At 66.3% G+C, this 24,110-nt stretch carries 24 protein-coding genes; 15 read left to right on the top strand and 9 right to left on the bottom strand.

Going from position 1 to position 24,110, the window contains the following annotated elements; genetic code table 11:
- The first annotated feature begins 29 nt into the window (after positions 1–29).
- From G6N44_RS08355 to G6N44_RS08375, 5 genes are read left to right on the top strand one after another with little or no spacing between them, the layout of a single operon-like run.
- Entirely contained in the window at positions 30–1,022 is a 993-nt protein-coding gene (locus tag G6N44_RS08355) for an alpha/beta hydrolase (RefSeq protein ID WP_235682976.1), read from the top strand.
- Positions 1,022–1,879, top strand: coding sequence for an SDR family NAD(P)-dependent oxidoreductase (locus G6N44_RS08360; RefSeq protein ID WP_163662943.1), 858 nt, complete (start codon positions 1,022–1,024; stop codon positions 1,877–1,879). Before G6N44_RS08355 ends, G6N44_RS08360 begins: the two co-directional genes overlap by 1 nt.
- 37 nt (positions 1,880–1,916) lie before the next feature.
- The gene (locus G6N44_RS08365; protein WP_163662947.1) at positions 1,917–2,837 is read left to right on the top strand and encodes a ferritin-like domain-containing protein; all 921 of its coding nucleotides are present in this window, start codon (positions 1,917–1,919) and stop codon (positions 2,835–2,837) included.
- A 13-nt stretch (positions 2,838–2,850) separates the two neighbouring features.
- The gene (locus tag G6N44_RS08370) at positions 2,851–4,389 is read left to right on the top strand and encodes a flavin-containing monooxygenase (protein WP_163662950.1); all 1,539 of its coding nucleotides are present in this window, start codon (positions 2,851–2,853) and stop codon (positions 4,387–4,389) included.
- 9 nt (positions 4,390–4,398) lie between these two features.
- A complete protein-coding gene (locus G6N44_RS08375) occupies positions 4,399–5,238 on the top strand; it encodes a MerR family transcriptional regulator (RefSeq protein WP_163662954.1) in 840 nt (279 codons plus the stop codon).
- Here the strand turns inward: G6N44_RS08375 and G6N44_RS08380 are convergent.
- Genes G6N44_RS08380 through G6N44_RS08390 form a run of 3 tightly spaced genes read right to left on the bottom strand, consistent with a single transcriptional unit; the run spans position 5,225 to position 8,118 of the window.
- Positions 5,225–6,406 (bottom strand): thiolase family protein, encoded by a 1,182-nt coding sequence (locus G6N44_RS08380; RefSeq protein WP_163662956.1) that lies wholly within the window; start codon positions 6,404–6,406, stop codon positions 5,225–5,227. The two genes, G6N44_RS08375 and G6N44_RS08380, sit on opposite strands and share 14 nt — an antisense overlap.
- Before the next feature lie 52 nt (positions 6,407–6,458).
- Positions 6,459–7,355, bottom strand: a complete 897-nt coding sequence (locus G6N44_RS08385; RefSeq protein ID WP_163662959.1) for an enoyl-CoA hydratase/isomerase family protein — start codon at positions 7,353–7,355, stop codon at positions 6,459–6,461.
- Positions 7,345–8,118, bottom strand: coding sequence for a FadR/GntR family transcriptional regulator (locus G6N44_RS08390; RefSeq protein WP_163662961.1), 774 nt, complete (start codon positions 8,116–8,118; stop codon positions 7,345–7,347). The genes G6N44_RS08385 and G6N44_RS08390 overlap by 11 nt, the downstream gene beginning before the upstream one ends.
- Positions 8,119–8,209: 91 nt before the next feature.
- Between G6N44_RS08390 and G6N44_RS08395 the strand changes: the two genes are divergently transcribed.
- Genes G6N44_RS08395 through G6N44_RS08420 form a run of 6 tightly spaced genes read left to right on the top strand, consistent with a single transcriptional unit; the run spans position 8,210 to position 14,950 of the window.
- Entirely contained in the window at positions 8,210–9,004 is a 795-nt protein-coding gene (locus G6N44_RS08395; protein WP_179964498.1) for an enoyl-CoA hydratase/isomerase family protein, read from the top strand.
- Positions 9,005–9,013: 9 nt separating this feature from the next.
- The gene (locus tag G6N44_RS08400; protein ID WP_163662967.1) at positions 9,014–9,820 is read left to right on the top strand and encodes an enoyl-CoA hydratase/isomerase family protein; all 807 of its coding nucleotides are present in this window, start codon (positions 9,014–9,016) and stop codon (positions 9,818–9,820) included.
- Positions 9,817–10,596: an enoyl-CoA hydratase/isomerase family protein gene (locus G6N44_RS08405; protein ID WP_163669730.1), complete on the top strand. Its 780-nt coding sequence runs from the start codon at positions 9,817–9,819 to the stop codon at positions 10,594–10,596. Before G6N44_RS08400 ends, G6N44_RS08405 begins: the two co-directional genes overlap by 4 nt.
- Positions 10,596–12,041, top strand: a complete 1,446-nt coding sequence (locus G6N44_RS08410) for a class I adenylate-forming enzyme family protein (protein ID WP_163662970.1) — start codon at positions 10,596–10,598, stop codon at positions 12,039–12,041. The genes G6N44_RS08405 and G6N44_RS08410 overlap by 1 nt, the downstream gene beginning before the upstream one ends.
- Entirely contained in the window at positions 12,019–13,479 is a 1,461-nt protein-coding gene (locus tag G6N44_RS08415; RefSeq protein ID WP_163662973.1) for a class I adenylate-forming enzyme family protein, read from the top strand. Before G6N44_RS08410 ends, G6N44_RS08415 begins: the two co-directional genes overlap by 23 nt.
- A 58-nt stretch (positions 13,480–13,537) precedes the next feature.
- On the top strand, positions 13,538–14,950 hold the full coding sequence (locus G6N44_RS08420; RefSeq protein ID WP_163669731.1) for a class I adenylate-forming enzyme family protein: 1,413 nt from the start codon (positions 13,538–13,540) through the stop codon (positions 14,948–14,950).
- Here G6N44_RS08420 and G6N44_RS08425 read toward each other — a convergent pair.
- The gene (locus tag G6N44_RS08425; RefSeq protein WP_163662976.1) at positions 14,947–15,543 is read right to left on the bottom strand and encodes a TetR/AcrR family transcriptional regulator; all 597 of its coding nucleotides are present in this window, start codon (positions 15,541–15,543) and stop codon (positions 14,947–14,949) included. The two genes, G6N44_RS08420 and G6N44_RS08425, sit on opposite strands and share 4 nt — an antisense overlap.
- Before the next feature lie 96 nt (positions 15,544–15,639).
- Between G6N44_RS08425 and G6N44_RS08430 the strand changes: the two genes are divergently transcribed.
- Genes G6N44_RS08430 through G6N44_RS08440 form a run of 3 tightly spaced genes read left to right on the top strand, consistent with a single transcriptional unit; the run spans position 15,640 to position 17,758 of the window.
- Positions 15,640–16,455: an SDR family NAD(P)-dependent oxidoreductase gene (locus G6N44_RS08430; protein WP_163669733.1), complete on the top strand. Its 816-nt coding sequence runs from the start codon at positions 15,640–15,642 to the stop codon at positions 16,453–16,455.
- Positions 16,452–17,279, top strand: a complete 828-nt coding sequence (locus tag G6N44_RS08435; RefSeq protein WP_163662980.1) for a TIGR03619 family F420-dependent LLM class oxidoreductase — start codon at positions 16,452–16,454, stop codon at positions 17,277–17,279. The genes G6N44_RS08430 and G6N44_RS08435 overlap by 4 nt, the downstream gene beginning before the upstream one ends.
- Complete coding sequence (locus G6N44_RS08440) at positions 17,276–17,758, top strand: nuclear transport factor 2 family protein (protein WP_235682977.1); 483 nt, start codon at positions 17,276–17,278, stop codon at positions 17,756–17,758. Before G6N44_RS08435 ends, G6N44_RS08440 begins: the two co-directional genes overlap by 4 nt.
- On the opposite strand, the gene G6N44_RS08445 is transcribed toward G6N44_RS08440, so the two are convergent.
- Genes G6N44_RS08445 through fabG form a run of 5 tightly spaced genes read right to left on the bottom strand, consistent with a single transcriptional unit; the run spans position 17,755 to position 22,838 of the window.
- The gene (locus tag G6N44_RS08445) at positions 17,755–18,951 is read right to left on the bottom strand and encodes a CaiB/BaiF CoA transferase family protein (RefSeq protein WP_163662983.1); all 1,197 of its coding nucleotides are present in this window, start codon (positions 18,949–18,951) and stop codon (positions 17,755–17,757) included. The two genes, G6N44_RS08440 and G6N44_RS08445, sit on opposite strands and share 4 nt — an antisense overlap.
- A 22-nt stretch (positions 18,952–18,973) precedes the next feature.
- Entirely contained in the window at positions 18,974–19,642 is a 669-nt protein-coding gene (locus G6N44_RS08450; protein ID WP_163662986.1) for a GntR family transcriptional regulator, read from the bottom strand.
- A 3-nt stretch (positions 19,643–19,645) separates the two neighbouring features.
- Positions 19,646–20,839 carry an acyl-CoA dehydrogenase family protein gene (locus tag G6N44_RS08455; RefSeq protein WP_163662989.1) on the bottom strand — a complete coding sequence of 398 codons (1,194 nt, stop codon included), beginning with the start codon at positions 20,837–20,839 and terminating at the stop codon, positions 19,646–19,648.
- Positions 20,836–22,053 (bottom strand): acetyl-CoA C-acetyltransferase, encoded by a 1,218-nt coding sequence (locus tag G6N44_RS08460; RefSeq protein ID WP_163662992.1) that lies wholly within the window; start codon positions 22,051–22,053, stop codon positions 20,836–20,838. The genes G6N44_RS08455 and G6N44_RS08460 overlap by 4 nt, the downstream gene beginning before the upstream one ends.
- Positions 22,050–22,838: a 3-oxoacyl-ACP reductase FabG gene (gene fabG / locus G6N44_RS08465; RefSeq protein WP_163662995.1), complete on the bottom strand. Its 789-nt coding sequence runs from the start codon at positions 22,836–22,838 to the stop codon at positions 22,050–22,052. Before fabG ends, G6N44_RS08460 begins: the two co-directional genes overlap by 4 nt.
- A gap of 67 nt (positions 22,839–22,905) precedes the next feature.
- Between fabG and G6N44_RS08470 the strand changes: the two genes are divergently transcribed.
- Positions 22,906–24,099: an acyl-CoA dehydrogenase family protein gene (locus G6N44_RS08470; protein ID WP_163662998.1), complete on the top strand. Its 1,194-nt coding sequence runs from the start codon at positions 22,906–22,908 to the stop codon at positions 24,097–24,099.
- Positions 24,100–24,110 lie beyond the last annotated feature (11 nt).

Below are 24,110 nucleotides of genomic sequence, written 5' to 3' on the forward strand. Positions count from 1 at the left end.
ATGTAACAGTCTGTGGTGACGTACCCCTCGTGACCGCAGTTGCCTCACCCGACCTGCCGGCTGTGCCCAGTGGCCGTTCCCTGCGCGCCGTCGTCGCGGCCGCCACCACCCGGTGGACGTTGGGTTGCCTCACCGGCGTGATCCCGATGAACCGTCCGGGAGTGTGGTTCTCCCGCGGACTGATCGCCACCATCATGGGGACGTTAGGATCGATGCCCGACGGCACCAGGGTCATCCCGGTCCGCCGGCCCGGACTGCGCGGCGAATGGGTGATCGGCCCGGGCGTGAAGTTCGGCACGCGCGCCGGCTATTACATCCACGGCAGCGCCTACGTGATCTGTTCGGCACACACGCACCGTAAGCTGGTGGCACGGCTTTCCCAGGCCACCGGCATCCCGTTCTTCTCGGTCGACTACCGCCTGGCTCCCGAACACCGATTCCCGGCCGCCGCCGACGACGTCGAAGCGGGCTATCGGTGGTTACTCGCGCAGGGATATTCGGCATCGGACGTCGTGATCGGCGCGGACTCCGCGGGTGGCCACCTGACCTGCGACCTGCTGCTCCAGCACGCCGACGAACCCGGTTTCCAGCCCGCCGGAGTCGTGCTGTTCTCCCCTCTGATCGACCTCACCATGGCACTCGCGCTCCAGCAGGAACAGGTGCGCCGTGATCCGGCGATGTCGGCGACGGCGGCGCGGCAGTTGGTCGGGCTGTACACGGCGGCACAGAACCCGGACCAGCCGCGGCTGCGCCTCGACTTCGAGAAGGCGGATCGCCTGCCACCCATGCTGATCCAGGTCGGCGAGTTCGAAATGCTCAGCGCGGACGCGCGCTACCTCGATACCGAGGTCACCCGGAACGGAGGGGTGAGCACCCTCGAGGTCTGGCCCGCCATGGTGCACGTTTTCCAGGCACTGCCCCGGCTGGCGCCCGAAGCAGCGACGGCGCTGCGGCGGGCGGCGGGGTTCTTCTCCGCCGTGCTCGCGGACGGCCGACCCGATACCCAGATGGAGGTGTGCTGATGTTCGGAATCGACATGCTGCTCAACGCTTTTCGTGGCGATCGGCGTTGCACCGACGCGAAGGCGGTCGTGACCGGCGCAGGTAGCGGCATCGGGCGGTCGTTCGCCCTTGAGCTCGCCCGGAGGGGTGGCGAGGTCATCTGTGCCGATATCGATTCCGACCGGGCCGACGAGACGGTGGCGCTGATCGAGGAACTCCGCACCGGGAAGGGCCACGCCGTGGTCTGCGACGTATCCGATCGCACCGCAGTCGAGCAGTTGGCCAAGCAGGCCGCCAGTGTTTTCGGCGGTCCACCGACCCTGGTGATCAACAACGCCGGCGTCGGCGTCGGCGGCAAGCCCGTCGGCGCCATCGGATTCGAGGACTGGGACTGGGCGCTCGGAATCAACCTGTGGGGTGTGGTGTACGGGTGTGAGGTCTTCACGCCGATCCTGCGCGAGGCCGGCCGAGGCGGGATCATCAACGTGGCCTCGGCAGCGGGATTTGCTGCGGCACCGTCGATGGCGCCGTACAACGTCTCCAAAGCGGGCGTCATGTCGCTGTCGGAGACACTGGCCGCCGAGCTCGCGGGCACGGGTGTCGCGGTGACAGTGCTGTGCCCGACCTTCGTGAAGACCAACGTCTTTCAGGACGGCCGCATCACCCCCGGCTCGATGAACCTCAGCCAGCAACTGGCCCGGTGGACCGGGCTGTCTCCCGAGAACGTCGCAGCCCGCACCTTGGACGCGCACGACAGCGGCCGCCTGTACGTGGTGCCCCAGATCGACGCCACTGTCATCTGGCACCTGAAGCGGCACTTCCCCGGTCTCTACGTCCGGGGCGCCGGACTGCTCGGCCGAGTTCTCCCCAAAGACTGAACTCTTTCCGACACCCGCTCTACCGAAAGGACGCACCATGGCGATGGATCTCGACAACATGCTGCAGATGATCAAAGACAGGCAATGGGCTCTGATCGACATCGACTGGGACGCACCGGGAGCCGAGCTGATCGAACCCGAACTGCACGCCAAGCTCAAGCCGTTCATGACCGACCTGATGTGGATCGAGAACGTCGGCGCCCGCGGCTTTGCCGCGCTGGCGAAGAAGGCACCGAATCCGACGCTCAAGAGCATCTATGAGCATTTCCACGCCGAGGAACAGAAGCACGCCAATGCCGAACTCGCCTTGATGCGCAGGTGGGGCATGCTCGAGGACGACGAGATCCCACCGCCGAACGTCAACGTCCAGTTGGTCATCAACTGGCTCGACAAGCATTCCGACGGAATGGGTCTGACATTCCTCGGCACCGTCATCCCCATGCTCGAGGTCGCGCTGGACGGGGCATTGATCAAGTTCATCACCGACGAGGTCAAAGATCCGGTGGCACAGGAGGTGTTCAAGCGGATCAACTCCGACGAGTCCCGGCACCTGGCCGTCGACTTCGAGGTGATGGACATCCTCGGGCATGCCGATATGCGCAAGCTGCTGATCGAGCTGGTGGGCGGCTGGATCAAGCCCACATTCCTGGTCGGAGTGCTCAGCTACTTCCCGCTGCTGAACAAGATGCGCGACAACATCGTCGAGATGGGTGTCAACGAGGACCGGCTGTACCAGGCGATGCGCAGGTTCCAAAGCGTCGGCGAGCGCAGCGAATTCGCCCGCCGATTGCCGATGTACCGCATCATCTCGTGGCAGAGCCGCAAGGTGATCGACCGGACCTCCAAGTACCACTGGCTGGCCGATTCACTGGTCAAGATCACCGGAGTGATTCCGATGTCGTTGGTCGAGAACACCCCGACCTGGTCGCAGGAACTGACCTACGAACCCGTCGCCTGAAGGAATCCCTGACATGACTTCTTCTTCCATCTCTGTTGCCATCATCGGTGCCGGATTCGCCGGCATCGGCGCGGCCATCCGGCTCAAGGCCGAGGGCGTCGAGGATTTCGTGATATTCGAGCGCGATTCCCGAGTCGGAGGGACCTGGCGCGACAATACCTATCCCGGTGCGGCGTGCGACATTCCGTCCCGGCTGTATTCGTATAGTTTCGCTGCCAACCCGGACTGGTCACACACGTACTCCGGCAGTGCCGAGATCCTCGAGTACATCGACGGCATGGTCGAGTCGTCCGGTATCGGCCCGACGATCCGGTTCGGCCACACCGTCCTCGGCATCTCCTACGACGCGGAGGCCGGCGAGTGGACCGTCGACCTCGAAGGCCGCGAACCGGTACAGGCCCGGAGTGTGATCGTCGCTGCCGGTCCGCTGGCCAACGCCAGCTTCCCGAACATCCCCGGGATCGACACCTACGAGGGCCACAAGATCCACAGCGCCCGATGGGACCACGACTACGACTTCGCCGACAAACGGGTCGCGGTCGTCGGGACCGGTGCCAGCGGCGTGCAGATCGTGCCCGAACTGGTGAAGACGGCGAAGTCGGTCAAGGTCTTTCAGCGGACCCCCGGGTGGGTACTGCCGCGGATCAACACTCCCACCAGTGGCTGGCTGAAGCGCCTCTACCGCAACCTCCCGGTGACCCAGAGCCTGATGAGAAGCGCCTGGTACTGGGGACACGAGTCGGTTGCCCTCGGCGTCGTCTGGGACACCCCGTTCACCCGGCTCGTCGAGGCGGTCAGCAGCGCCAATCTCCGTCTGCAGGTGAAGGATCCGTGGTTGCGGCGCCAGCTGACGCCGGATTTCTCCGCCGGATGCAAGCGGCTCCTGATGACCAGCGAGTACTACCCCGCCTTACAGGCCGACAACTGCAAGCTGGTCACCTGGCCCATCGCTCGGCTGTCCCCCAACGGGATTCGCACCGTCGAGGGCATCGAGCACCAATTCGACTGCATCGTGTTCGCCACCGGGTTCGATGTCTGTAAGACCGGCACCCCGTTCCCGATCACCGGCATCGAAAGCCGTGAACTGGCCGCCGAATGGAGTCGCGGTGCCTACGCGTACCGCAGCGTCGCGGTATCGGGTTACCCGAACCTGTACTTCACCTTCGGCCCGAACTCCGGTCCCGGACACAGTTCGGCACTGGTGTACATGGAGGCTCAGATCAATTACATCGTCGAGGCGATCTCGACGCTCCTGCGGCACGACTGGAAGTCTCTGGACGTCCGCCCGGAGGCCCAGAACCGGTACAACGAGGACATCCAACGGCGCCTGGTCTCCACCACATGGAACTCCGGTTGCCAGAGCTGGTATCTGACCGAGGACGGTTTCAACGCGACCATGTATCCGGGGTTCGCCACCCAATACGTCAATCAGCTGAAGACGGTGAACCTGCACGACTACAAGATCACTGCGCGTCGCGACAACGAGCCCGCGGCGGGCCGCGACATGAGCCCCCTGGCGCAGGTCAGCGGCAGCCCCGCGGCCACCGGATAGGATTCCGGGGTGACCGAGTATCGGATTGACGACCTCGCTCGGGAGGCGGGGACAACAACCCGGAACGTACGCGTATACCAGGACAACGGGCTCCTGCCCCGGCCCCAGCGTCGGGGCCGGGTGGCCATCTACACCGATCGGCACCTGCGTCAGCTGCGCGCCATCACCCGGTTGCTCAGTGAGGGCTTCACGCTCAAGCACATCATGAAATTCCTGACGGGGTTGCAGCCCGGACAGAACCTCGTCGATGTGCTGGACCTGTCCGACCTCGAGGAACTGGTCACCGCACCGTGGTCGCACCCGCAGCCGCGCACCATGTCCCTCGAGGAGCTGGAAGGACGGCTCGGCGACCTGGACACATCGATGCTGCGCCGGCTGACCAACCACGGAATGATCGCGCCGACGGCCGATGCGAATATCTACTCGGTCCCCGATGTACGGCTCATCGATGACTTCGGCTCACTCGTATCCCGCGGAATGCCGCTGGAGATACTTCTGAAAACCAGCACCGCGGTCGACAAGAAGCTCGACGCCGCCGCCCGTGAGCTGACCCGCGGCGGTCATACCGAAGTTGTCCGCCAGCGGGGTCCGGGCTGGCTGCCCACCAATGATGCCGAGCTCGCTTGGGCGGCCGACCTGGTGGACACCATGCGGAGGGCCGCCAGACGACTTGCGCATGCCAGCCTGGACCGCGCCTTCGACGAAGCTGTTCGTGCCGAGTTGCACGAGTATCAGGCAGCGGGCAAGGCCGAGGCCGGCCCGGAGACCGCTGCCGGACCTGAGCCAGACGGGGAGACCACACCGGATCGCCCCCGCCGGGCTCAGGTCAAGCGATCTAAACCTCGATGACGACCGCGCCGCCCTGACCGCCGCCGGCGCACATCGCCGCGACGCCGATGCCGCCACCACGGCGCTGCAGCTCGTAGACCAGCGTGGTGACCATGCGGGCACCGGAAGCGGCGATCGGATGTCCGAGGCTGCAACCGCTGCCGGAGAAGTTCACCAACTCCTCGTCGATGCCGTACTTGCGCACCGCGGCGATCGGCACCGAGGCGAACGCCTCGTTGATCTCCCACAGCGCCACATCGGAGGGCTTGAGCCCGGCCCGGCCGAGAACCTTGCCGATCACCTCGACGCCGCCGAGGCCGGTGTCCTTGGCGGGAACGCCGACCGCACCCCAGGCCCTGACCTTGGCCAGCACGTTGAGATTCTCCGCGGCCGCATAGTCGTCGCCGACGAGCGCGACAGCAGCGGCAGCGTCGTTGGTACCGCTGCTGTTGCCCGCGGTGATGGAGAATCCTTCGATCTCCGGGTGCAGGACCTTGAGTTCGGCGAGCTTCTCGGCCGTGGTGCCGCGGCGCGGATGCTCGTCGACACTGAACTCGATGACCGAGCCGTCCGGCTGGGACACCTTCAACGGCACGATCTCGTCGAGGAACTTGCCGGCGTCGATCGCGGCGATGGCGCGCTGGTGCGACCGCGCCGCCCAGGCATCCATGTCCTCACGGGAGATCCCGGCGGACTGCGCGGTGTTCCAACCGACCGTGATCGACATGTCGCGCATCGGTGCTTCCGGCGTCTCGACATGCGTCGGGGTCATCCACGGCTCGATGAACTCGATCTCCGGCCCGAACCCGGGCACCCGCCACTTCATCAGCGGCGACGAGGACAGCGACTGCACACCGCCGGCCACCAGGACTCGTTCCATGCCCGAGCCGATCTGCGCGGACGCGTTGCCGATCGCGGTCAGCGACCCGGCACAGTGCCGGTTGACGGCCTGCCCGGGTACCGACTCCCAGCCCAGCGCGTCGGCCGCGTAGCGCGCGATATCACCGCCGCCGTAGTTGGATTCGGCGAAGATCAGATCGTCGATCGCCTCCGGGTTGATGCCGGCCCGGCGCACGACCTCCGGCAGGACGGTGGTGATCAGGGTTTCCGGTGGTGTGTTGACCAGCGTCCCTTTGAAGGAGCGGCCGATCGCTGTGCGGGCAGCGCCCACGATGACGGGTTGGGGCATGGTTTCACCTTTACGCTATATCGTTTTTCTGTAACGGTATCAGGACGGGTTTCTACTGCGGTTCCGGGACGTGGAAATGCTCGTCACGCAGCCGGAACGCCTCCTTGGTGCCATGTTGGGCCCGGGTCTTGACGAAGTTGAACTCCCCCGGGGAGAACTGCAGGTTGGTGCCGTAAGCATGGAAGAGATAGCTGGCCACCTCTTCCCCCTGATAGGCCTGGCTCTGCTCGACGAGCCGGAAGGCCTCCTTGGCGATCACCACCCCGTCGGCGGGCATCTTCGCCGCCTTGGCCGCCCAGTACTGCGCCCGCGCCGTTACCTGGTCGGCCGCACAGGTGTCGGTGAAGATCCCGAGGTGCTCGACGGAGCCCGCCTCGATGATGTCCCCGGTGAGCAGCATCCGGCGGGCCAGTACCGGACCGAGCCGGTGGAAGAACATGTGCAGGCTGCCCAACGCCGGGCCGAGGAACCTCGCGGCCGGCATCCCGATCTTGGCATCGCGGGCGATCACCGAGATGTCGGTCATCAACGCCATCTCGAATCCACCCCCGAGTGCGTAGCCGCTGATCTCGCCGACGGTGACCTTCGGGAAGCCCATGAAGTTGTGGTAGAAGCCAAATGACTTGCGGTCCACGGTAAGTCGACGACGCTGGCTGGGACGGGACTTCCGAGAAGCCTCTTTCGCTCCAGCACTTTGCTCTTCGCGCGAGCGTTCATCGCCGTACCAGCCGTACGCGTTGTTCATGTCTGCGCCGGTGCTGAACACCCCCTCGGCCCCGCGCAGCAGCACCACGGTCAGGTCGTCGTCGTCGGCGACGACGTCGAGACAGCGGGCGACCTCGTCGCGCATCGCCGCGTCATAGGAGTTGCGCTGCTTGGGATTGTTCAGCGTGATGGTGGCGATGCGGTGGTCAGCATCGACCTCGAAGAGCACCCGGTCATCTGTCATGCGAAATCAGCCTCGCTTCAATCGTTTTGTCGTTACCGGCGGCCAGCGTCGTGCTCCGCGCGGCGGTGAGATGGTCGGCCGAGAGCTTGGTTGCCCTGGCTGAGTTGCCGTCGGCGATCGCCTCCAGCAGTCGCTGGTGATCGCGCAGCGCCGCCCGCATGGTCTTGGCCGACATCCCGACACCGTCTTCCCCGGTCCACACCGACGATTCGTGCGCCGACCAGATCAGCTCCAGCGAGCCGATCAGCAGGATCATCGGCTCGTTGCCGCATCGGGACACCAGCGCCTCGTGGAACCTTCGCGCATTCGGCACATACTGCGAGGTGTCCTCGAACTGTGCTGCCTGAAGGTCGATCTCGGCCTGGAGGTAGGGCACCACCTCGGTGGCGCGGTCAGTGCGGTCCGCGCACATGCCCGCGCAGATCGGTTCCAGGCGCAGCAGGGCCTCGCTCACATCGGCCGGCGTGGCAGCGCGGGTCTGCAACACCATGCCGATCATGTGGGCGGTGCGGTCGGCCGAGGGCATCTGCACCACGGCACCGCCGACATTTCCGCGGCGTACCGAGATCAACCCGTCGGTCTCCAGCAGATGGATGGCCTCACGCAACGCGGGCGGACTGACCCCGAACTCACCGAACAGGCTCTCCTGGGTGGGCAGGATGTCGCCTTCACGCAGACGTCCGGACAGGATGTCGTCGCGCAGCTTGGACGCGACGATCTCGGCAACCCGTGGCTGCCGGATGCGCCTCGCGTGTCCTTCCATCAGCGCCCTTTCCTTGCTAACTTGTACAAGATAGTAACCGCATCGCCTACTGTATGGGCAACTGTATAGATTGGGAAAGGCTGGAATCCAGGTGAGTGACGGTTCGGTGACCACGTCCCGCGCGGACTCCACCCTGCGCATCACCCTCGACCGCCCATCGCGGCGTAACTCGTTGAACCATCAGATGATCGACGAGCTGGTCAGCATCTTGTCGGCGGCTGCCTACGACGATTCCCTGCGGGCGATTGCCCTCACCGGCGCCGGTGAGGACTTCTGCGCCGGAGCCGACTGGGTCGCCACCAACAGCACCGGGCAGCGCCCTCGGACCGGTGACCTGGTCCGGAGAATCCCGCACACCGCGCACCGCGTCATCGAGTTGGTGGCCACCATCCAGCTTCCGGTGGTGTGCACGGTGCGCGGCTGGGCGGTTGGGTTGGGCTGCAACCTGGCACTGGCCGCCGACTTCACGATCGCCGACACCGGGGCCACCCTCTGGGAACCGTTCATGAACCGTGGATTCACCCCCGACTCCGGGGCGACCTGGCTGCTGCCGCGACTGGCCGGGGTGGCCCGCGCCAAGCGGATGCTGCTGCTCGGCGAGAAGGTCAGTGGATCGCAGGCGGCCGACTGGGGACTGATCCACAGCGCAGTCCCCGCCAACCAGTTGGATACGGCAGTGGACTCCCTATTGGCGCAGCTGGCCGCCGGGCCGACCGTCGCCATCGGACTGGCCAAACAGGCCATCGCCTACGGCCAGCACGCGACCCTGACCCAGTCCATGAACCAAGAATTGTCCAACCTGGAACTCTCTTGCCGCGCAGGCGATTTCAAAGAAGGCCTGGCCGCGTTCCGGGAACACCGCGATCCGGACTTCACCGGACGATAAGAGGAATCGATGACTGATTACGAGACCATCAAATACGAGGTGGACGGCCACAAGGCCACCATCACGCTGAATCGACCCGACGCGCTCAATGCACTGTCGCCGCACATGATCACCGAACTGCGGGCCGCCTACGACGAAGCCGAGAACGACGACAACGTCTGGCTGATGATCGTCACCGCCGCCGGACGGGCCTTCTGCACCGGCGCCGACGTCAAGGAGATCCCCGGCGACGGCAAGGTCATCAACGAGCGGCCCTACCTGTCCACCTACGAGCAGTGGGAAGCACCGCAGGAGGGCACCCCGCCGTTTCGCACCATGGCCAAGCCGGTCGTGGTGGCGATCAACGGAATCTGTTGCGGCGCCGGGCTGGACTGGGTCACCACCGGCGATATCGTGATCGCCTCGGACAAGGCGACGTTCTTCGACCCTCATGTGAGCATCGGTCTGGTTGCCGCCCGCGAAATGGTGCGCCTGGCCCGCGCCCTCCCCCGGTCGGTGGCGCTGCGGATGGCGCTGATGGGCAAGCACGAGCGGATGACGGTCGAGCGCGCATACGAACTCGGGTTGATCACCGAGATCGTCGAACACGCTCACCTGCTCGAGCGTGCCCACGAGATCGCCGACACCGTCTGTCTCAATGCCCCGCTGGCGGTACGCGGAACCCGGTTGGCCATTCACAAGACGCTGGATCTGCCGCTGCACGAGGGCGAGATCCTGGCCGAGACGTTCCGCGAGCGCGTGGTCCGCACCGAGGATGCCCTGGAAGGACCGCGGGCGTTCGTCGAGAAGCGCAAGCCCAACTGGCAGGCACGCTGACAGTGGAAACCATCCTGCTCGACCTGGACCACGAGACCCGTGTCGCTACGGTGACGCTGAATCGCCCCGATTCACTGAATTCGTTCAACCGGGCCATGTGTCACGAAATGCGCGACGCCTGGCACACGATCAAAGATGACGAAGGCATCAACGCGGTGGTGTTGCGGGCAGCCGGTGACCGGGCGTTCAGCGCCGGACTCGACGTGAAATCAAGCTACGGACAACCCGAGATCGTGTGGAACCACGAGGATCCCGGTGAACTGCTCAGCCCCAAATGGCAGAAGATGTGGAAACCGGTGGTCTGCGCGGTGCAAGGCATGTGCACGGCCGGGGCGCTGTATTTCGTCAACGAGGCCGACGTGGTGATCTGCTCGCAGGAGGCCACCTTCTTCGATTCCCACGTCAGCGCCGGACTGGTGTCGGCGCTCGAGCCGATCGGGCTGATGCGCCGGGTCGGGCTCGGTGACACCTTGCGAATGGCGTTGATGGGCAACGACGAACGCGTGGGCGCCGAGACCGCGCTGCGCATCGGACTGGTCACCGAGGTGGTGGCCAGAGATCAGCTGTGGGCCCGCGCGCACGAGATCGCCGCCACCATCGCCGCGAAGCCGCCGACGGCGACGCAGGGCACGGTGAAGGCCATCTGGGAGTCCCTGGACAAGCCTTACCGCGCCGCCATGGACCAGGGTCTGATCTACACCAGGCTGGGCAATCCGATCGCCAAGACCGAGCTGGCCGAACGCCCGCTGCCCAAGACTGCGCCGCGGGTCCGCTGATGGTGCATCCACTTTCACGGCGCATCGACGAGGTCCTCGATCTGGACCCGGCCGCACGTGCCATCCAGTACGACGGCCAGTGGTCCACCTGGGGCCAGGTCGCGACGCTCGCGCGGCGCATCGGCGCGTTGTCGGCCGGCGCGCGGGTCGGAATCATGCTGCGCAACCAGCCCGCCCACGTAGCAGCCTTACTCGGTGTGCTGGGTGCCGGCGGCACCGTCGTGGTGATCAACCCGTCCCGCGGAGACGAGCGCACCCGTGCCGACGTCGAAGCGCTGCACCTACCTGTGCTGATCGGCCTGACCGAGGACATCGCCACGTTGGCGACGCCCTCCCCGACGACCACGACGGTGACGATCCGCGATCTCGACACCGCACCCGAGGTGGTCCCGGCCCCTGGTCCGGCTCACGATGCAGGTCGGCCGGGCGTGGCGGTGTGGATGTTGACCAGCGGCACCACCGGCCCACCGAAACGGGTCGATCTCACCTACGACATGCTGGCTCGCAGCGTCATGGGCGCCGACCCGGAGAATGCCCCGGCACCAACCGAACTGCGACGCGGGGTGGCTATCGTCAACTCCCCGCTGGTTCACGTCGGCGGAGTCTTCCGGGTGTTGTTGTGTATCGCCGAGGCCCGGACGTTCTTGCTGCTGCCCAAGTTCGAGCTTCACCGCTGGGCCGACGCCGTGCGAGAGCATCAGCCGCGGGCCGTGTCGCTGGTGCCTGCGGCACTGCGCATGGTGCTGCACTCCCAGCTCACCCGCGACGACCTCGCCGGTATCCGCGCGGTCACCTCCGGCACCGCGCCGCTGTCGGCCGACGACGCCGACGCCTTCACCGAGAAGTTCGGCATCCCGGTGCTGACCTCCTATGCCGCCACGGAATTCGGCGGCGGTGTGGCCGGCTGGACGCTGGCCGACCACCAGAAGTACTGGAAAGCCAAGCGCGGCAGTGTGGGCCGGGCCAATCCCGGCGCGCGACTGCGCGTCGTCGACGAGGACGGCACACCGCTCCCACCGGATCAGCAAGGCTTGCTGGAGGTCAAACCTGCACAGTTCGACGCCGACGCGGACTGGTTGCGTACCACCGATCTGGCCCGCATCGATACCGACGGATTCGTATGGATTCTCGGGCGCGCCGATCAGGCCATCATCCGCGGCGGATTCAAGGTGATGCCCGACGACGTCCGCACAGCGCTGGAGAGCCATCCCGCAGTGCGCGGCGCGGCGGTGATCGGCGTACCGGACGAGCGATTGGGCGAGACACCGGTGGCGATGGTCGAGTTGCGCACGCCTGCCCCCGCGGCCGAGCTCACCGACTATCTGCAGGGCCGGCTGGCCCGATACGAGATCCCCACCAGGATCGAGATCGTCGACACCATCCCGCGCACGCCGTCGGGCAAGGCTGATCTAGGTGCCGTCCGTGAGCACTTCGCCACCGGCTGACACGCTGGCCGCTCTGCTCGCGGGCCTACGCGACCGGGCCGACCATCCCCTGCTGATCTGCGACGACGAGCGGATCAGCTACGCCGAGGCCGACATTCGCTCGGCCTCCGTCGCGTGCGGCCTGATCCGGCTAGGCGCAGGCAAGGGCACCCATATCGGGGTGCTCTATCCCAACGGCGTCGACTTCGTGGTGGCCGCGCTGGCCGCGGCACGAATCGGCGCGGTCGTGGTGCCCTACTCGACCTTTCTCACCGCGGCCGAGCTGGAGACCCAGCTACGTGACAGCGATACCGCGATCCTGCTCTCGGCACGCTCCTACCGGAATCACGAATACGCGCAACGCCTTTCCGATGTCGACACCCCGTGTCTGAGACACGTGTTGTTCGATCTCCCTTGCGCTGACGTCCCGGCGCCGGCCGACATCGAAGACGATGTCGACGGCTCCGATCCCCTGGCCATCATCTACACCTCGGGCTCAACCGGTCCGCCCAAGGGAGCGGTACACACTCACGCATCGCTGATCGGCCATCAACGCCACCTCAACGCGATCCGAGGCTTGACCGCGACCGACCGGCTCTTCTGCAATTCGCCGTTCTTCTGGATCGGTGGTTTCGCATTCGGTCTGCTGGCCACGGTGTCCGCCGGTGCCACGCTGATCTGCTCGAATGCCACCGACCCGGCCATCACCCTCGACCTCATCGAAGCCGAGAGGCCCACCGTCACCAATGGTTTCGCCGCCGGGATCGCGCATCTCACCCGCCACCCGTCCTACCCCGACCGGCGCTTCACGGCCCGCCGCGGCAACCTCTACCCGATCATGGCGCCCGAGGTTCGTCCGACCGATCCCGAGCTTCGCCACAACATGCTCGGCATGACCGAAGCCGGCAGCGTGGTGTTGATCGACGGGGACGAAACCGATCAGCCCGAACACCGGCGCGGCTCCTACGGTCGCCCGGCGGCCGGGTTCGAGACCAAGCTGCTCAACACCGGCGAACTGTGTATCCGCGGACCTCATCTGATGCAGAGCTACTACGGACGCACCAGGGAAGACTGCTTCGACGCCGACGGCTGGTTCCACACCGGAGACCTGGTGCGCGTGGACCCGGAGGGGTACTTCTACTTTCTGGGACGCGCAGGCTCGATGATCAAAACCTCGGGCGCCAATGTGACACCTGGCGAGGTGGAAAAAGCCCTCGCAACACTGGGATTCACTGCGCATGTGCTCGGTCTGCCCGATGAGGTGCGCGGCCAGGTCGTCGCCGCCGTCATCGTCGCCGATCGGCGGGTCGACTTCGACGCCCTACGTCAGGCGCTGCGAGCAGAGTTGTCCGCATACAAGATTCCGCGGGCATTCGCGGTATGCCCACCCGCCCAGGTGCCGATGCTGTCCAGCGGCAAGGTCGACATGCCGGCATTGGCGAGGCTGTTCGGTGCCTGAGCCAGGACCTGACACCATCGATGCGCTGCTTCATCACCATGCGGCGTCCACCAAACCCATGGTGATCGATCCCGATACCCGCATCAGTTACGCCGAACTCGACGCCGGCACCCGCGAACTGGCCGCCGGACTCATTCGCGCCGGTATCGCCAAGGGGTCTCGGGTCGGCCTGATCATGCCCAACTCCGCCGACTGGGTACGGATTGCCCTGGCAATCACCAGAATAGGGGCGATCCTCGTCCCGCTGAGCACACTGCTGACCAGCCGGGAACTCACCGCACAGCTGCGGACCGCCTCCGTGCAGTACCTGATCGCCGTCGAACAGTTTCGCGGCCGCCGTTACCCGCACGATCCGGTGCCGTCGCTGCGCGAGACCTGGACACCCGATGACATCCTGGCCTTCACCGGCAGCGCGTCACTGCCGCCCGTGCGGCCCAGCGACCCATTGGTCATCATGTTCACCTCGGGCAGCAGTGGCGCACCGAAAGGCGTCGTCCACTCCCACCTGAACGCCTTGGCTGCGGTGCGGTCCGGGCTCCATGCCCGGTGCATCGACACCGAGACCCGGCTGTATCTGCCGATGCCGTTCTTCTGGGTAGGCGGTTTCGGCGCAGGCGTCCTGTCGGCACTGGTGGCCGGGGCCACGCTGGTGACCGAGCCTGTTCCCCACCCCGAGGCCACCCTGAAACTCCTTCAGCGTGAGCAGGTTACGTTGTTCCGCGGGTGGCCCGAGCAGGCCGAGGCGCTCGCCCGCCATCCCGCGGACGTCGACCTGTCTGCGCTACGAGCGGGGAGCCTGGAGGCCCTGCTCCCCGCCAACCTACGTTCTGAGCCCGGCGCGCGGGCATCGCTGTTCGGGATGACCGAATCGTTCGGGCCCTACTGTGGCTATCCGGCGGATGTCGACATGCCCCGTTCCGCGTGGGGAAGCTGCGGTAAACCGTTCCCGGGAATGGACGTTCGCATCGTCGACTCCGCAACCGGTCAGCCGCTGCCCTCCGGCGCGGTCGGCGAGATCCAGATCCGCGGGCGCCATGTCATGCGCGGGATCTGCCGACGCAGTCGCGAAGACGTCTTCACCCGGGACGGCTACTACCCCACGGGCGATCTCGGGTACCTCGACACTGACGGATTCCTGTTCCATCGCGGCCGCTCCGACGACATGTTCAAAGTCCGCGGCGCGACCGTATACCCGAGTGAGGTGCAGCGGGCGCTTCGGTGCCTGCCCGGAGTCCGGGCAGCTCACGTCGTGAACGTTCCTGACGGTCAGGCCAATCGGGTGGGCGCCGTGCTCGTCGGCGACCGACTCTCGGTGGAGACGCTGCGGACCGCGACACAGGCCGCCATCAGCTCGTTCAAGGTGCCCACGCTCTGGCTGCTGCTCGACGACGAGGACGCGGTTCCGCGCGGAGCCACCGGGAAGGTCGACAACACCGCCCTGCGCGCCATGCTGAGGGACGGTGCGCTCTAGCGGTTCCCGGTATTCCAGGGCGCCAGTAGCAGTTCACAGGCATACCGCACGTCCGCTACCGCGCTCTGTGCATCGAGTTGCCCCGCCGTGGCCCAGGTCAGAATCCCGTACATACATTGCTCGACCATCCGGGCCAGCCGATGATCTTCATCGGCGGGTTCGACGACTCCTGCGACCGCCAGGATCCGCTCCCGCGTCGACAGGTCTGCCGGTGCGTCTGCCGACGACCGAATCGCGTTGATCGAAACCAACATCGCCCGGGCCAACGGCGGCTGCGCCAGCAGCCAGTTGGCGGCCTCGCCGAGGAAGTCACGCACTGCCGCGACGGGATCGTCCGGGATACCTGCCGGTTCGGGCATCGCTCGGACCGACTCGACGAGCGCCGCGGCGAACAGATGATGTTTGGACGGGTAGTAGCGATAGAGCGTGCCGAGCGCAACGCCTGCCTCAGCGGCGACGTCTGCCATCTGGACCCGCTCGAGCCCGTTCAACGCCCCCAGCCGGACCGCCGCGCGCAAGATGGCGGCATTGCGTGCCAGTTGACGGGGCGTCGACGCGTGCCCGGGTTCCCGTGGCGTTCCGATGCGCGGCATCGTGTCGAACTCCTCACATAACTAGAATTGATTCTAGAAATTTGGACAGGGCGATGCTACAACAGACTGGTGACCGAACAAGAAGCCCAGCTCGGCATGACTGCATTCGACGCCCGCAAATACGGTCCGTGGGCCGTCATCACCGGCGGCTCGGAAGGTGTCGGCAGATCTTTCGCGCTCCGACTCGCCGCGGCCGGAATCCATCTGCTCCTACTCGCCCGCAGGTCAGGGCCACTGGAGGAGACGGCCGACCGCTGTCGCGCACTCGGGGTCGAGGTTCGCACCCTGAGTCTCGACCTCTCGGAGCCGTCCTCGGTCGATGCCGTCGCCGAGGCGGTCGCCGATGTCGAGGTGGGCCTGCTGGTCCACAACGCCGGCGCCAATACGCACAGCGCGGAGTTCCTCGACGGCGACCTTGCCGCGTTCCAACGGGTCATCGATCTGAACATCACCACTCCGCTGGCGTTGGTTCATCATTTCGGGGCCGCGATGCGCAGCCGCCGCCGTGGCGGCATCCTGCTGGTCGGGTCGATGGCCGGGTATCTCGGATCGAACCGGCACACGGTGTACGGCGGCGTCAAGGCATTCGGCAGGATCTTCGCCGAAAGCCTGTGGCTGGAATTGCGGGACGACAACGTCGACGTGCTCGAACTCGTCCTCGGAGTGACCCGAACCCCGGCGATGGAACGCGTCGGACTGAACTTCGACATCCCCGGAATGGTGGTATCCGAACCTGACGACGTCGCCGCAGAAGGTCTCGCCGCGCTCGGCAACGGCCCCGTGCACGTCGTATCGCAGCACGCGAAAGTTGCTCTTGCCCACAATAATCCGGACCGCGCCGCAACGATCCTGCGATCCGACAAGATGATGCGTCGGCTGATCGGCGCCGAAGGTCCGGACGACGCACGGTGAAACTCGGCCTGGCCACCCCCGTCGTGATCCAGCAGCCCGGTGTCGCCTCACCGTGGGAAGCGACTGCCGGACCCGACGAACTCGCGCTGATCGCCGAGGCTGCCGACGGACTGGGCTACGACCACCTCACGTGTTCGGAGCACATCGGTGTGCCCGCGCCGGCCGCCACGGTGCGCGGTGCGACGTACTGGGATCCACTGGCCACCCTCTCGTTCCTGGCCGCACGGACCCGGCACATCCGGTTGGCCACGTCGGTACTGGTCCTCGGCTACCACCATCCGCTTCACCTGGCCAAGAGCTACGGAACGCTCGACCGCCTCAGTCAGGGACGGGTGGTTCTCGGCGTCGGGGTCGGTTCACTGAAGGAGGAGTTCGATCTACTGGGCGCCGAGTGGGCCGATCGCGGCGCCGCGGCCGACCGTGCCATCGAGCAGCTCCGGGCGGCGTGGGGGCAACGCGAGGTCGACGGTTTGATCATCGAACCGCACGCGCTCGCCACCGATCCGCCCATCTGGGTGGGTGGCCGGACACCACGCTCGTTGCGACGGGCCGTCCACTTCGGAACGGGGTGGGTGCCGTTCGGCCTTCGTCCCGAGGCGATCTCGGAGTTGCTCGCCAAGTACGCACTGCCCGACGATTTCGAGGTCGTGCTGTCGCCCGGTCCGGTGTTGGACCCGATCGGAGCGGCCGCCGCGGCACGTCGCGAAATCGAACGGCTCCGCGACGTCGGCGCCACCATCGTCACCTGCCGCCTGCAGGCGACGGATGCCGGCCACTACTGCGACCAACTGGCCGCCCTGCAATCGATAGCGACACCACTGTGACGTCACATCAAGGAGATCCCATCGAATCCCGGCTTCGTGAACTCGAACAGCGTCTGCAGCTACTCAGCGACCAGGTCGAGGTGACACAGCTGATCGCCTCCTACGGTCCGCTCGTCGACGCCGGCGTCGCCGGTGCCGTCGCGGCACTGTGGAGCGAGGACGGCAGCTACGACGTCGAAGGCTGGCAGATGCGCAGCCGCGCCGATGTCGAGGCCATGGTGAACTCGGATGCGCATCAGACCCTCATCGGCCGGGGCGCCTGCCATTTCCTCGGGCCCGCCCGAGTCACGGTCGACGGCGACACCGCACAGGCGGTGTGTGCATCCCTACTGGTGGTGCACCGCGACGGAAAGTGGATCGTGGCACGCGCCGGTGCCAACCAATTCACCCTGAACCGCATCGACGGCCGCTGGCAGATCGTGATCCGCACCACCCGGGCACTGAACGGGAGCCCCGAGGCGCGGGCGCTACTGGGTTAGACGATCGCGTTCGCCCGGAGCTCCGTGATCTGCGTTGCGTCGTAACCGATCTCACCCAGTACCTCATCGGTGTGCTCCCCCAGCAGCGGAGCCCGTCGCCGGATCGTGCCGGGCGTCGCCGACATCCGGAACGGCGTTTCGATGATCGGCACATCCCGCGGCGCCCCGGGAAACGGCACCCGCCGGAGGTAGCCCATGGCCTGCACGTGCGGGTCATCGAGGACGTCCTGGGTGGAATACAGCGGCGCGGCAGGCATTTTCGCCTTCTCCAGGAGTTCGAGTACCTGCTCCTTGGGCTTGTCGGCACACCAGTCGGCCATGATGTCGTTGAGGATGTCGCCGTTGGCCCAGCGGATGTCGTCGTTGGCGAACCGGGGATCGTCGAACAGTTCTTCCCTACCCACCAGGCGGCACCACCGCTTGAACATGGGCTGTCCGGCCACCTGCAGCAACACCCATTGGTCATCGGCAGTGCGGTAGAGATCGCACGGCGCCACCGACGCCCCCTTGTTGCCCATCCGGGGTTTGTCCACCTGCAGCAATTCCCGCTCGATCAGGAACGCGTTCGAGAGCATCAGCGCGGTCGGCAGCAGCGCCCCCTCGACATGCTGGCCCTCCCCTGTCTTGTCCCGGTGATACAGCGCCATCATCACACCGATCGACAAGGTGAGTGCCGTCCCGAAATCCGCATAGGGCACCACCGTTCGGATCGGCTGATCCGGCAGGCCCTGCCGGTAGACCGCTCCCGACATCACCTGGCCCGCCCCGTCGAAGCCGATCTTCTCGCTGTACGGACCGCCCTCGCCGTAGGCGGTGGCACTGGCCAGGATGATGTCGGGTTTGACCGCCCTGAGTGTCTCGTAATCCAGTCCGTTGGCGCGCATCCCGGCCGCAGGCATGTTGGCGACCACGATATCGGCCTGCGCCACCAGACGTCGGGTGATCTCGGCGCCCGCTGCGGTGGTGGAGTCCAGCGTCAGTGACCGCTTGTTGCGGTTGCACTGCAGGAACGTGCCGCCCTCACCGCCCTCGGTGACGGCCTGCACCCAACGGTCCTCCCCGCCTTCACGTTTCTCCACCCGCAGCACATCGGCACCCATGTCGGCCAGGATCGCGCTGCACCACGGCGCGGCGATGAACCGGCCGTAGTCCAGTACCCGGATCCCGTCGAGAACTCCTGGCGTACCTGGCATTACCCCACCCTTCTACTGAGCTCTACTGGATCACGCCGAGGCGCTCGAGGTGATCGGTGAGCGGCTTGGAGGCCGCGCACAGGTGCTCGGCCATTGCCGCACGCGCCACCTCCCCGTCATGTTCTTCCAGAGCCGCCAGGATGCGGCGGTGATCATGGGTGGCCTGCTCGGGCCAACCTTCGGCCATCGGGTACACCGATTCCAGTGCGTACCTGGTGATCTGGGACATCAACTGCGCCAGTTTCGGTGACTCTGCGGCCCGGTTGACGAGCCGATGGAACGCGTGGTTGAACCGGACCGCTCCATCGTGGTCACCCTGCGCGTACGCACCCTCCAGTTGCCGCTGGATCTGATCGAGCTCTAAGAGCTGCTCGTCGGTGATCTGGCCTGCCGCCCGGGCCGCGAGTTGTCCGCCGATGTGCGCCTGCACTCCGGCCACGTCGTCGATGTCCCGGCGGGTGACCGGCAGCACCAGAAACCCGCGCCGGGGCTGCTGGGTCAGCAGCCCCTCGGTGCGCAGGCCGAACAACGCCTCCCGCACGGGGGTCACGCTGATCCCCAATTCGGCCGCCAGCTGTTCGAGCCTGATGTACTTCCCCGCCGGATACGTGCCGTCGAAGATCCGCCGTCGGATCAGCCGGGCGACATCCTCGGCCAGCTGCGGCCGCGCGGTGAAATCGGGTGCGGACACGGTTCAGACCCGGTAGTCGGACAGCAGCCGCTTGCTGATGATGTTCTTCTGGATCTCGCTGGTGCCCTCACCGATCAACAGGAACGGTGCGTCACGCATCAGCCGCTCGATCTCGTACTCCTTGGAGTAGCCGTACCCGCCGTGGATACGGAAACTCTGCTGGGTGACCTCCGAACAGAACTCGCTGGCCAGGTATTTGGCCATGCCGGCGGCCACGTCGTTGCGTTCCCCGGAGTCCTTGAGCCGGGCGGCGTTGACCATCATCAGATGCGCGGCCTCGACTTTGGTTGCCATCTCGGCCAATTGGAACGCCACCGCCTGATGCTCGGCGATCGGCTTGCCGAACGTCTCGCGCTGCTGCGCGTAACGCACGGCCAGCTCGAACGCGCGGATCCCTACGCCGCAGGCCCGCGCCGAGACGTTGACGCGACCGACCTCGACCCCGTCCATCATCTGGAAGAAACCCTGACCGGTGACGCCGCCCAGCACGTCGTCGGCGCCGGCCCGGTAGCCGTCGAAAATAAGCTCGGTGGTGTCGATGCCCTTGTAGCCCAGCTTGTCGAGCTTGCCCGGAATCGTCAGCCCCGGAACGACCTCGCCGAAACCGGTGGGCTTCTCGACCAGGAAGGCGGTCAGGTTGCGGTGCGGCTTGTCGGCCCCCTCGTCGGTACGCACCAGCGCGGCCACCAGCGTGGAACTGCCGCCGTTGGTGAGCCACATCTTCTGGCCGTCGATCGTGTACGTGCCGTCGCCGTTGTTCTTGGCCCGGGTCCGGATCGCGGCCACATCAGAGCCCAGCTCGGGCTCGGACATCGAGAAGGCTCCCCGTGTCTCACCAGTCGCCATGCGCGGCAGGAAGTTCTGCTTCTGGGCGTCGGTGCCGTGCTGCCGGATCATGTAGGCGACGATGAAGTGGGTGTTGATCACCCCGGACACACTCATCCAGCCCCGGGCCAGCTCCTCGACGCACAGCGCATAGGTGAGCAGCGACTCGCCGAGCCCGCCGTATTCCTCGGGGATCATGAGCCCGAACAGGCCCATGTCCTTCATCTGGTCGACGATGGCCTGCGGGTAGGTGTCGGAGTGTTCCAGCTCCTGGGCCGTCGGGATGACCTCTTTGTCGACGAATTGCCGTACGGTCGAGACGATCTCGGTCTGGAACTCGGTGAGCCCCAGAGTCTGGGCAAGCCTGGTCATGACAGCCTCTCGAAGATTGCGGCGAGCCCCTGGCCACCGCCGATGCACATGGTCTCCAGCCCGAAGCGGGCCTGACGCCGATCCAGTTCCCGGGCCAGGGTGGCGAGCATCCGCCCGCCGGTCGCCCCGACCGGATGTCCCAGCGAGATACCCGACCCCCGGACATTGGTGCGTTCGAAGTCGGCCTCGCCGAACTTCCACTCCTTCATCACAGCCAGCGCCTGCGCGGCGAACGCCTCGTTGAGCTCGATCAGGTCGATATCGCTCAGTTGCAGATCGGCCTTGGACAGGGCCACCTCGGTGGCGGGCACCGGGCCGATGCCCATGACGTTCGGGGCGACGCCTGCCGAGCCCCACGAGACCATCCGGACCAGGGGCCGCAGGCCCAGCTCGGCGGCCTTCTCCGGGGTGGTGACGATGCACATGGACGCGGCGTCGTTCTGGCCACTGGAATTGCCTGCGGTGACGGTGGACTCCGGATCCTGCTTGACGAGAACGGGTTTGAGCTTGGCCAGCGCCTCGACGGTGGTGTCGGCACGGGGGTGCTCGTCGGTGTCGATCACCGTCTCGCCCTTACGATCGCGGACCGTCACCGGGATGATCTCCTCGGCCAGGACCCCGGACTGCTGGGCCGCCACGGCACTGCGATGCGAGCGGACCGCGAGTTCGTCCTGCTCGGCGCGGGTGATGTCGTATTCGCGACGCAGGTTCTCCGCGGTCTCCAGCATCCCGCCCGGCACCGGGTAGAACTGCCCGCCGGCCGTGGTTCGTCCCCGCGCGAGGCCGTCGTGAATCTGCACCCCGCTGCGCGACCCGCCCCACCGCATGTCGGTCGAGTAGAACGCGACGTTGCTCATGCTCTCGGCGCCGCCGGCCACCACCAGGTCGTTGTCCCCGCTGCGCACCTGCAGGCAGGCCTGGATCACGGCCTGCAGGCCGGAACCGCATCGCCGGTCGACCTGCATGCCGGGAACCGTCACCGGCAAACCGGCATCAAGGGCCACCACTCGACCGATGGCCGGAGCCTCACTGTTGGGATAGCAGTGGCCGAGAATCACATCCTGCACCTGCTCGGGTGCCACACCGGTGCGCTCCAACAGACCTCTCAGTGCGGCGACCCCGAGTTCGACCGCCGACAGGGACGCGAACATGCCGCCGTAGCGGCCGATCGGGGTGCGGACCGGTTCGCAGATGACCGCCTCGCGGGTACTCATACGTGCCGACCACCGGTCACCTCGAGCACGGTGCCGGTCATGTACGACGACAGGTCGCTGGCCAGGAAGAGTGCCACCTTGGCCACCTCGTCGGGCTCACCGGCGCGACCCATCGGGATCTCAGCCAGCTTCTCATCCCAAATCCGTTGCGGCATGGCCTCCGTCATGGCCGAGCGGATCAGGCCCGGCTGGATGGCGTTGACCCGTACCCCGAGGTGGGCGAGCTCCTTGGCCGAGGCTTTGGTCATGCCGACGATGCCGGCCTTGGCGGCCGAGTAATTGGTCTGGCCGATCAGGCCGACCTTGCCCGAGATCGAGGACATGTTCACGATCGCGCCGCGCTTGTTCTCCCGCATGATCGCCGCCGCCGACTTGGTGCCGTTCCAGGTGCCCTTCAGGTGCACCGCGATGACCTGATCGAACTGCTCCTCGGTCATCTTGCGCAGCGTCGCATCGCGAGTGATGCCGGCGTTGTTGACCATGATGTCCAGCCCGCCGAACCGCTCGACGGCGGCCTGCACGAGTGCCTCGACCTCGGCCGACGACGTCACGTCGCACCGCACCGCGGTCGCGACCTCGGGCCCACCCAACTCCAGGGCAGCCGCCTCGGTGGCCTCCAGGTTGACGTCGCCGAGTACCACCCGGGCGCCTTCATCGATGAAACGCTTCGCGATGGCCAGGCCCAGACCCTGGGCACCGCCTGTCACCACTGCAGTCTGACCGGTCAGCAACGACACCTGATCACCTAACTTTCGGTCGTGGGGGCTCCGTCTGAGCCAGATCATATTTCATATACGATATTGGAGATTCATCAGCCCCGCGAATCTCGGCGCGACGAAATGGAGCTTCCCTGTGACCATCACTGCGGCCCCCGCCGAAGTCAGCGACGACGATTTTCGGGAGATCCTGGCGCAGACCCGCAGCTTCATCCGCACCGCCGTGGTGCCCCGCGAGAACGAGATCCTGGCCACCGACCGGGTGCCCGACGATCTCCGCGACCAGGCCAAGAACATGGGGTTGTTCGGCTACGCGATTCCGCAGGAGTGGGGCGGCCTCGGGCTCAACCTGGCTCAAGATGTCGAGCTGGCAATGGAATTCGGCTATACCTCCCTGGCACTGCGGTCGATGTTCGGCACCAACAACGGCATCGCCGGGCAGGTGCTGGTGGGGTTCGGCACCGATGAGCAGAAGACCCGGTGGCTGGAAGGCATCGCCTCCGGCGACGTCGTCGCCTCGTTCGCCCTGACCGAACCCGGCGCCGGATCCAACCCGGCGGGCCTACGCACCAAGGCCGTTCGCGACGGGTCGGGAGATGACGCGGGCTGGGTGATCAACGGCCAGAAGCGGTTCATCACCAATGCCCCCACCGCGAATCTGTTCGTCGTGTTCGCCCGCACCCGGCCCGCCGACGACGCCGGCCCGGGAATCGCTGTCTTTCTCGTGCCGGCCGAGGCAGCCGGTGTCGAAGTAGGCGCCAAGGACGCCAAGATGGGCCAGGAAGGCGCCTGGACCGCCGACGTCAACTTCACCGACGTGCGGGTGCCCGACAGCGCCCTCGTCGGCGGCAGTGAGGATGTCGGCTACCGGGCCGCGATGACCTCACTGGCCCGCGGCCGGGTCCACATCGCCGCGTTGGCGGTGGGAGCAGCCCAGCGCGCCCTCGACGAGTCGGTGACCTACGCCGCCGCGGCCACCCAGGGCGGCCAACCGATCGGCAGCTTCCAACTGGTGCAGGCGATGATCGCCGACCAGCAGACCGGGGTGATGGCCGGACGCGCGCTGGTACGCGACGCCGCGGCCAAGTGGGTGTCCGGCGAGGACCGCCGCATCGCACCCTCGGCGGCCAAGCTGTTCTGCACCGAAATGGCAGGCAATGTCGCCGATCTCGCGGTGCAGATCCACGGCGGTAGCGGTTACATGCGTGAGGTTCCGGTCGAGCGGATCTACCGGGAAGTCCGGCTGCTACGTCTGTACGAGGGCACCAGTGAGATCCAGCGGCTCATCATCGGCGGTGGGTTGGTCAAGTCCGCCCAGCGTCAACTCTGAAATACCTATCC

The organism is Mycolicibacterium alvei, assembly GCF_010727325.1.
Classification (GTDB): domain Bacteria; phylum Actinomycetota; class Actinomycetes; order Mycobacteriales; family Mycobacteriaceae; genus Mycobacterium; species Mycobacterium alvei.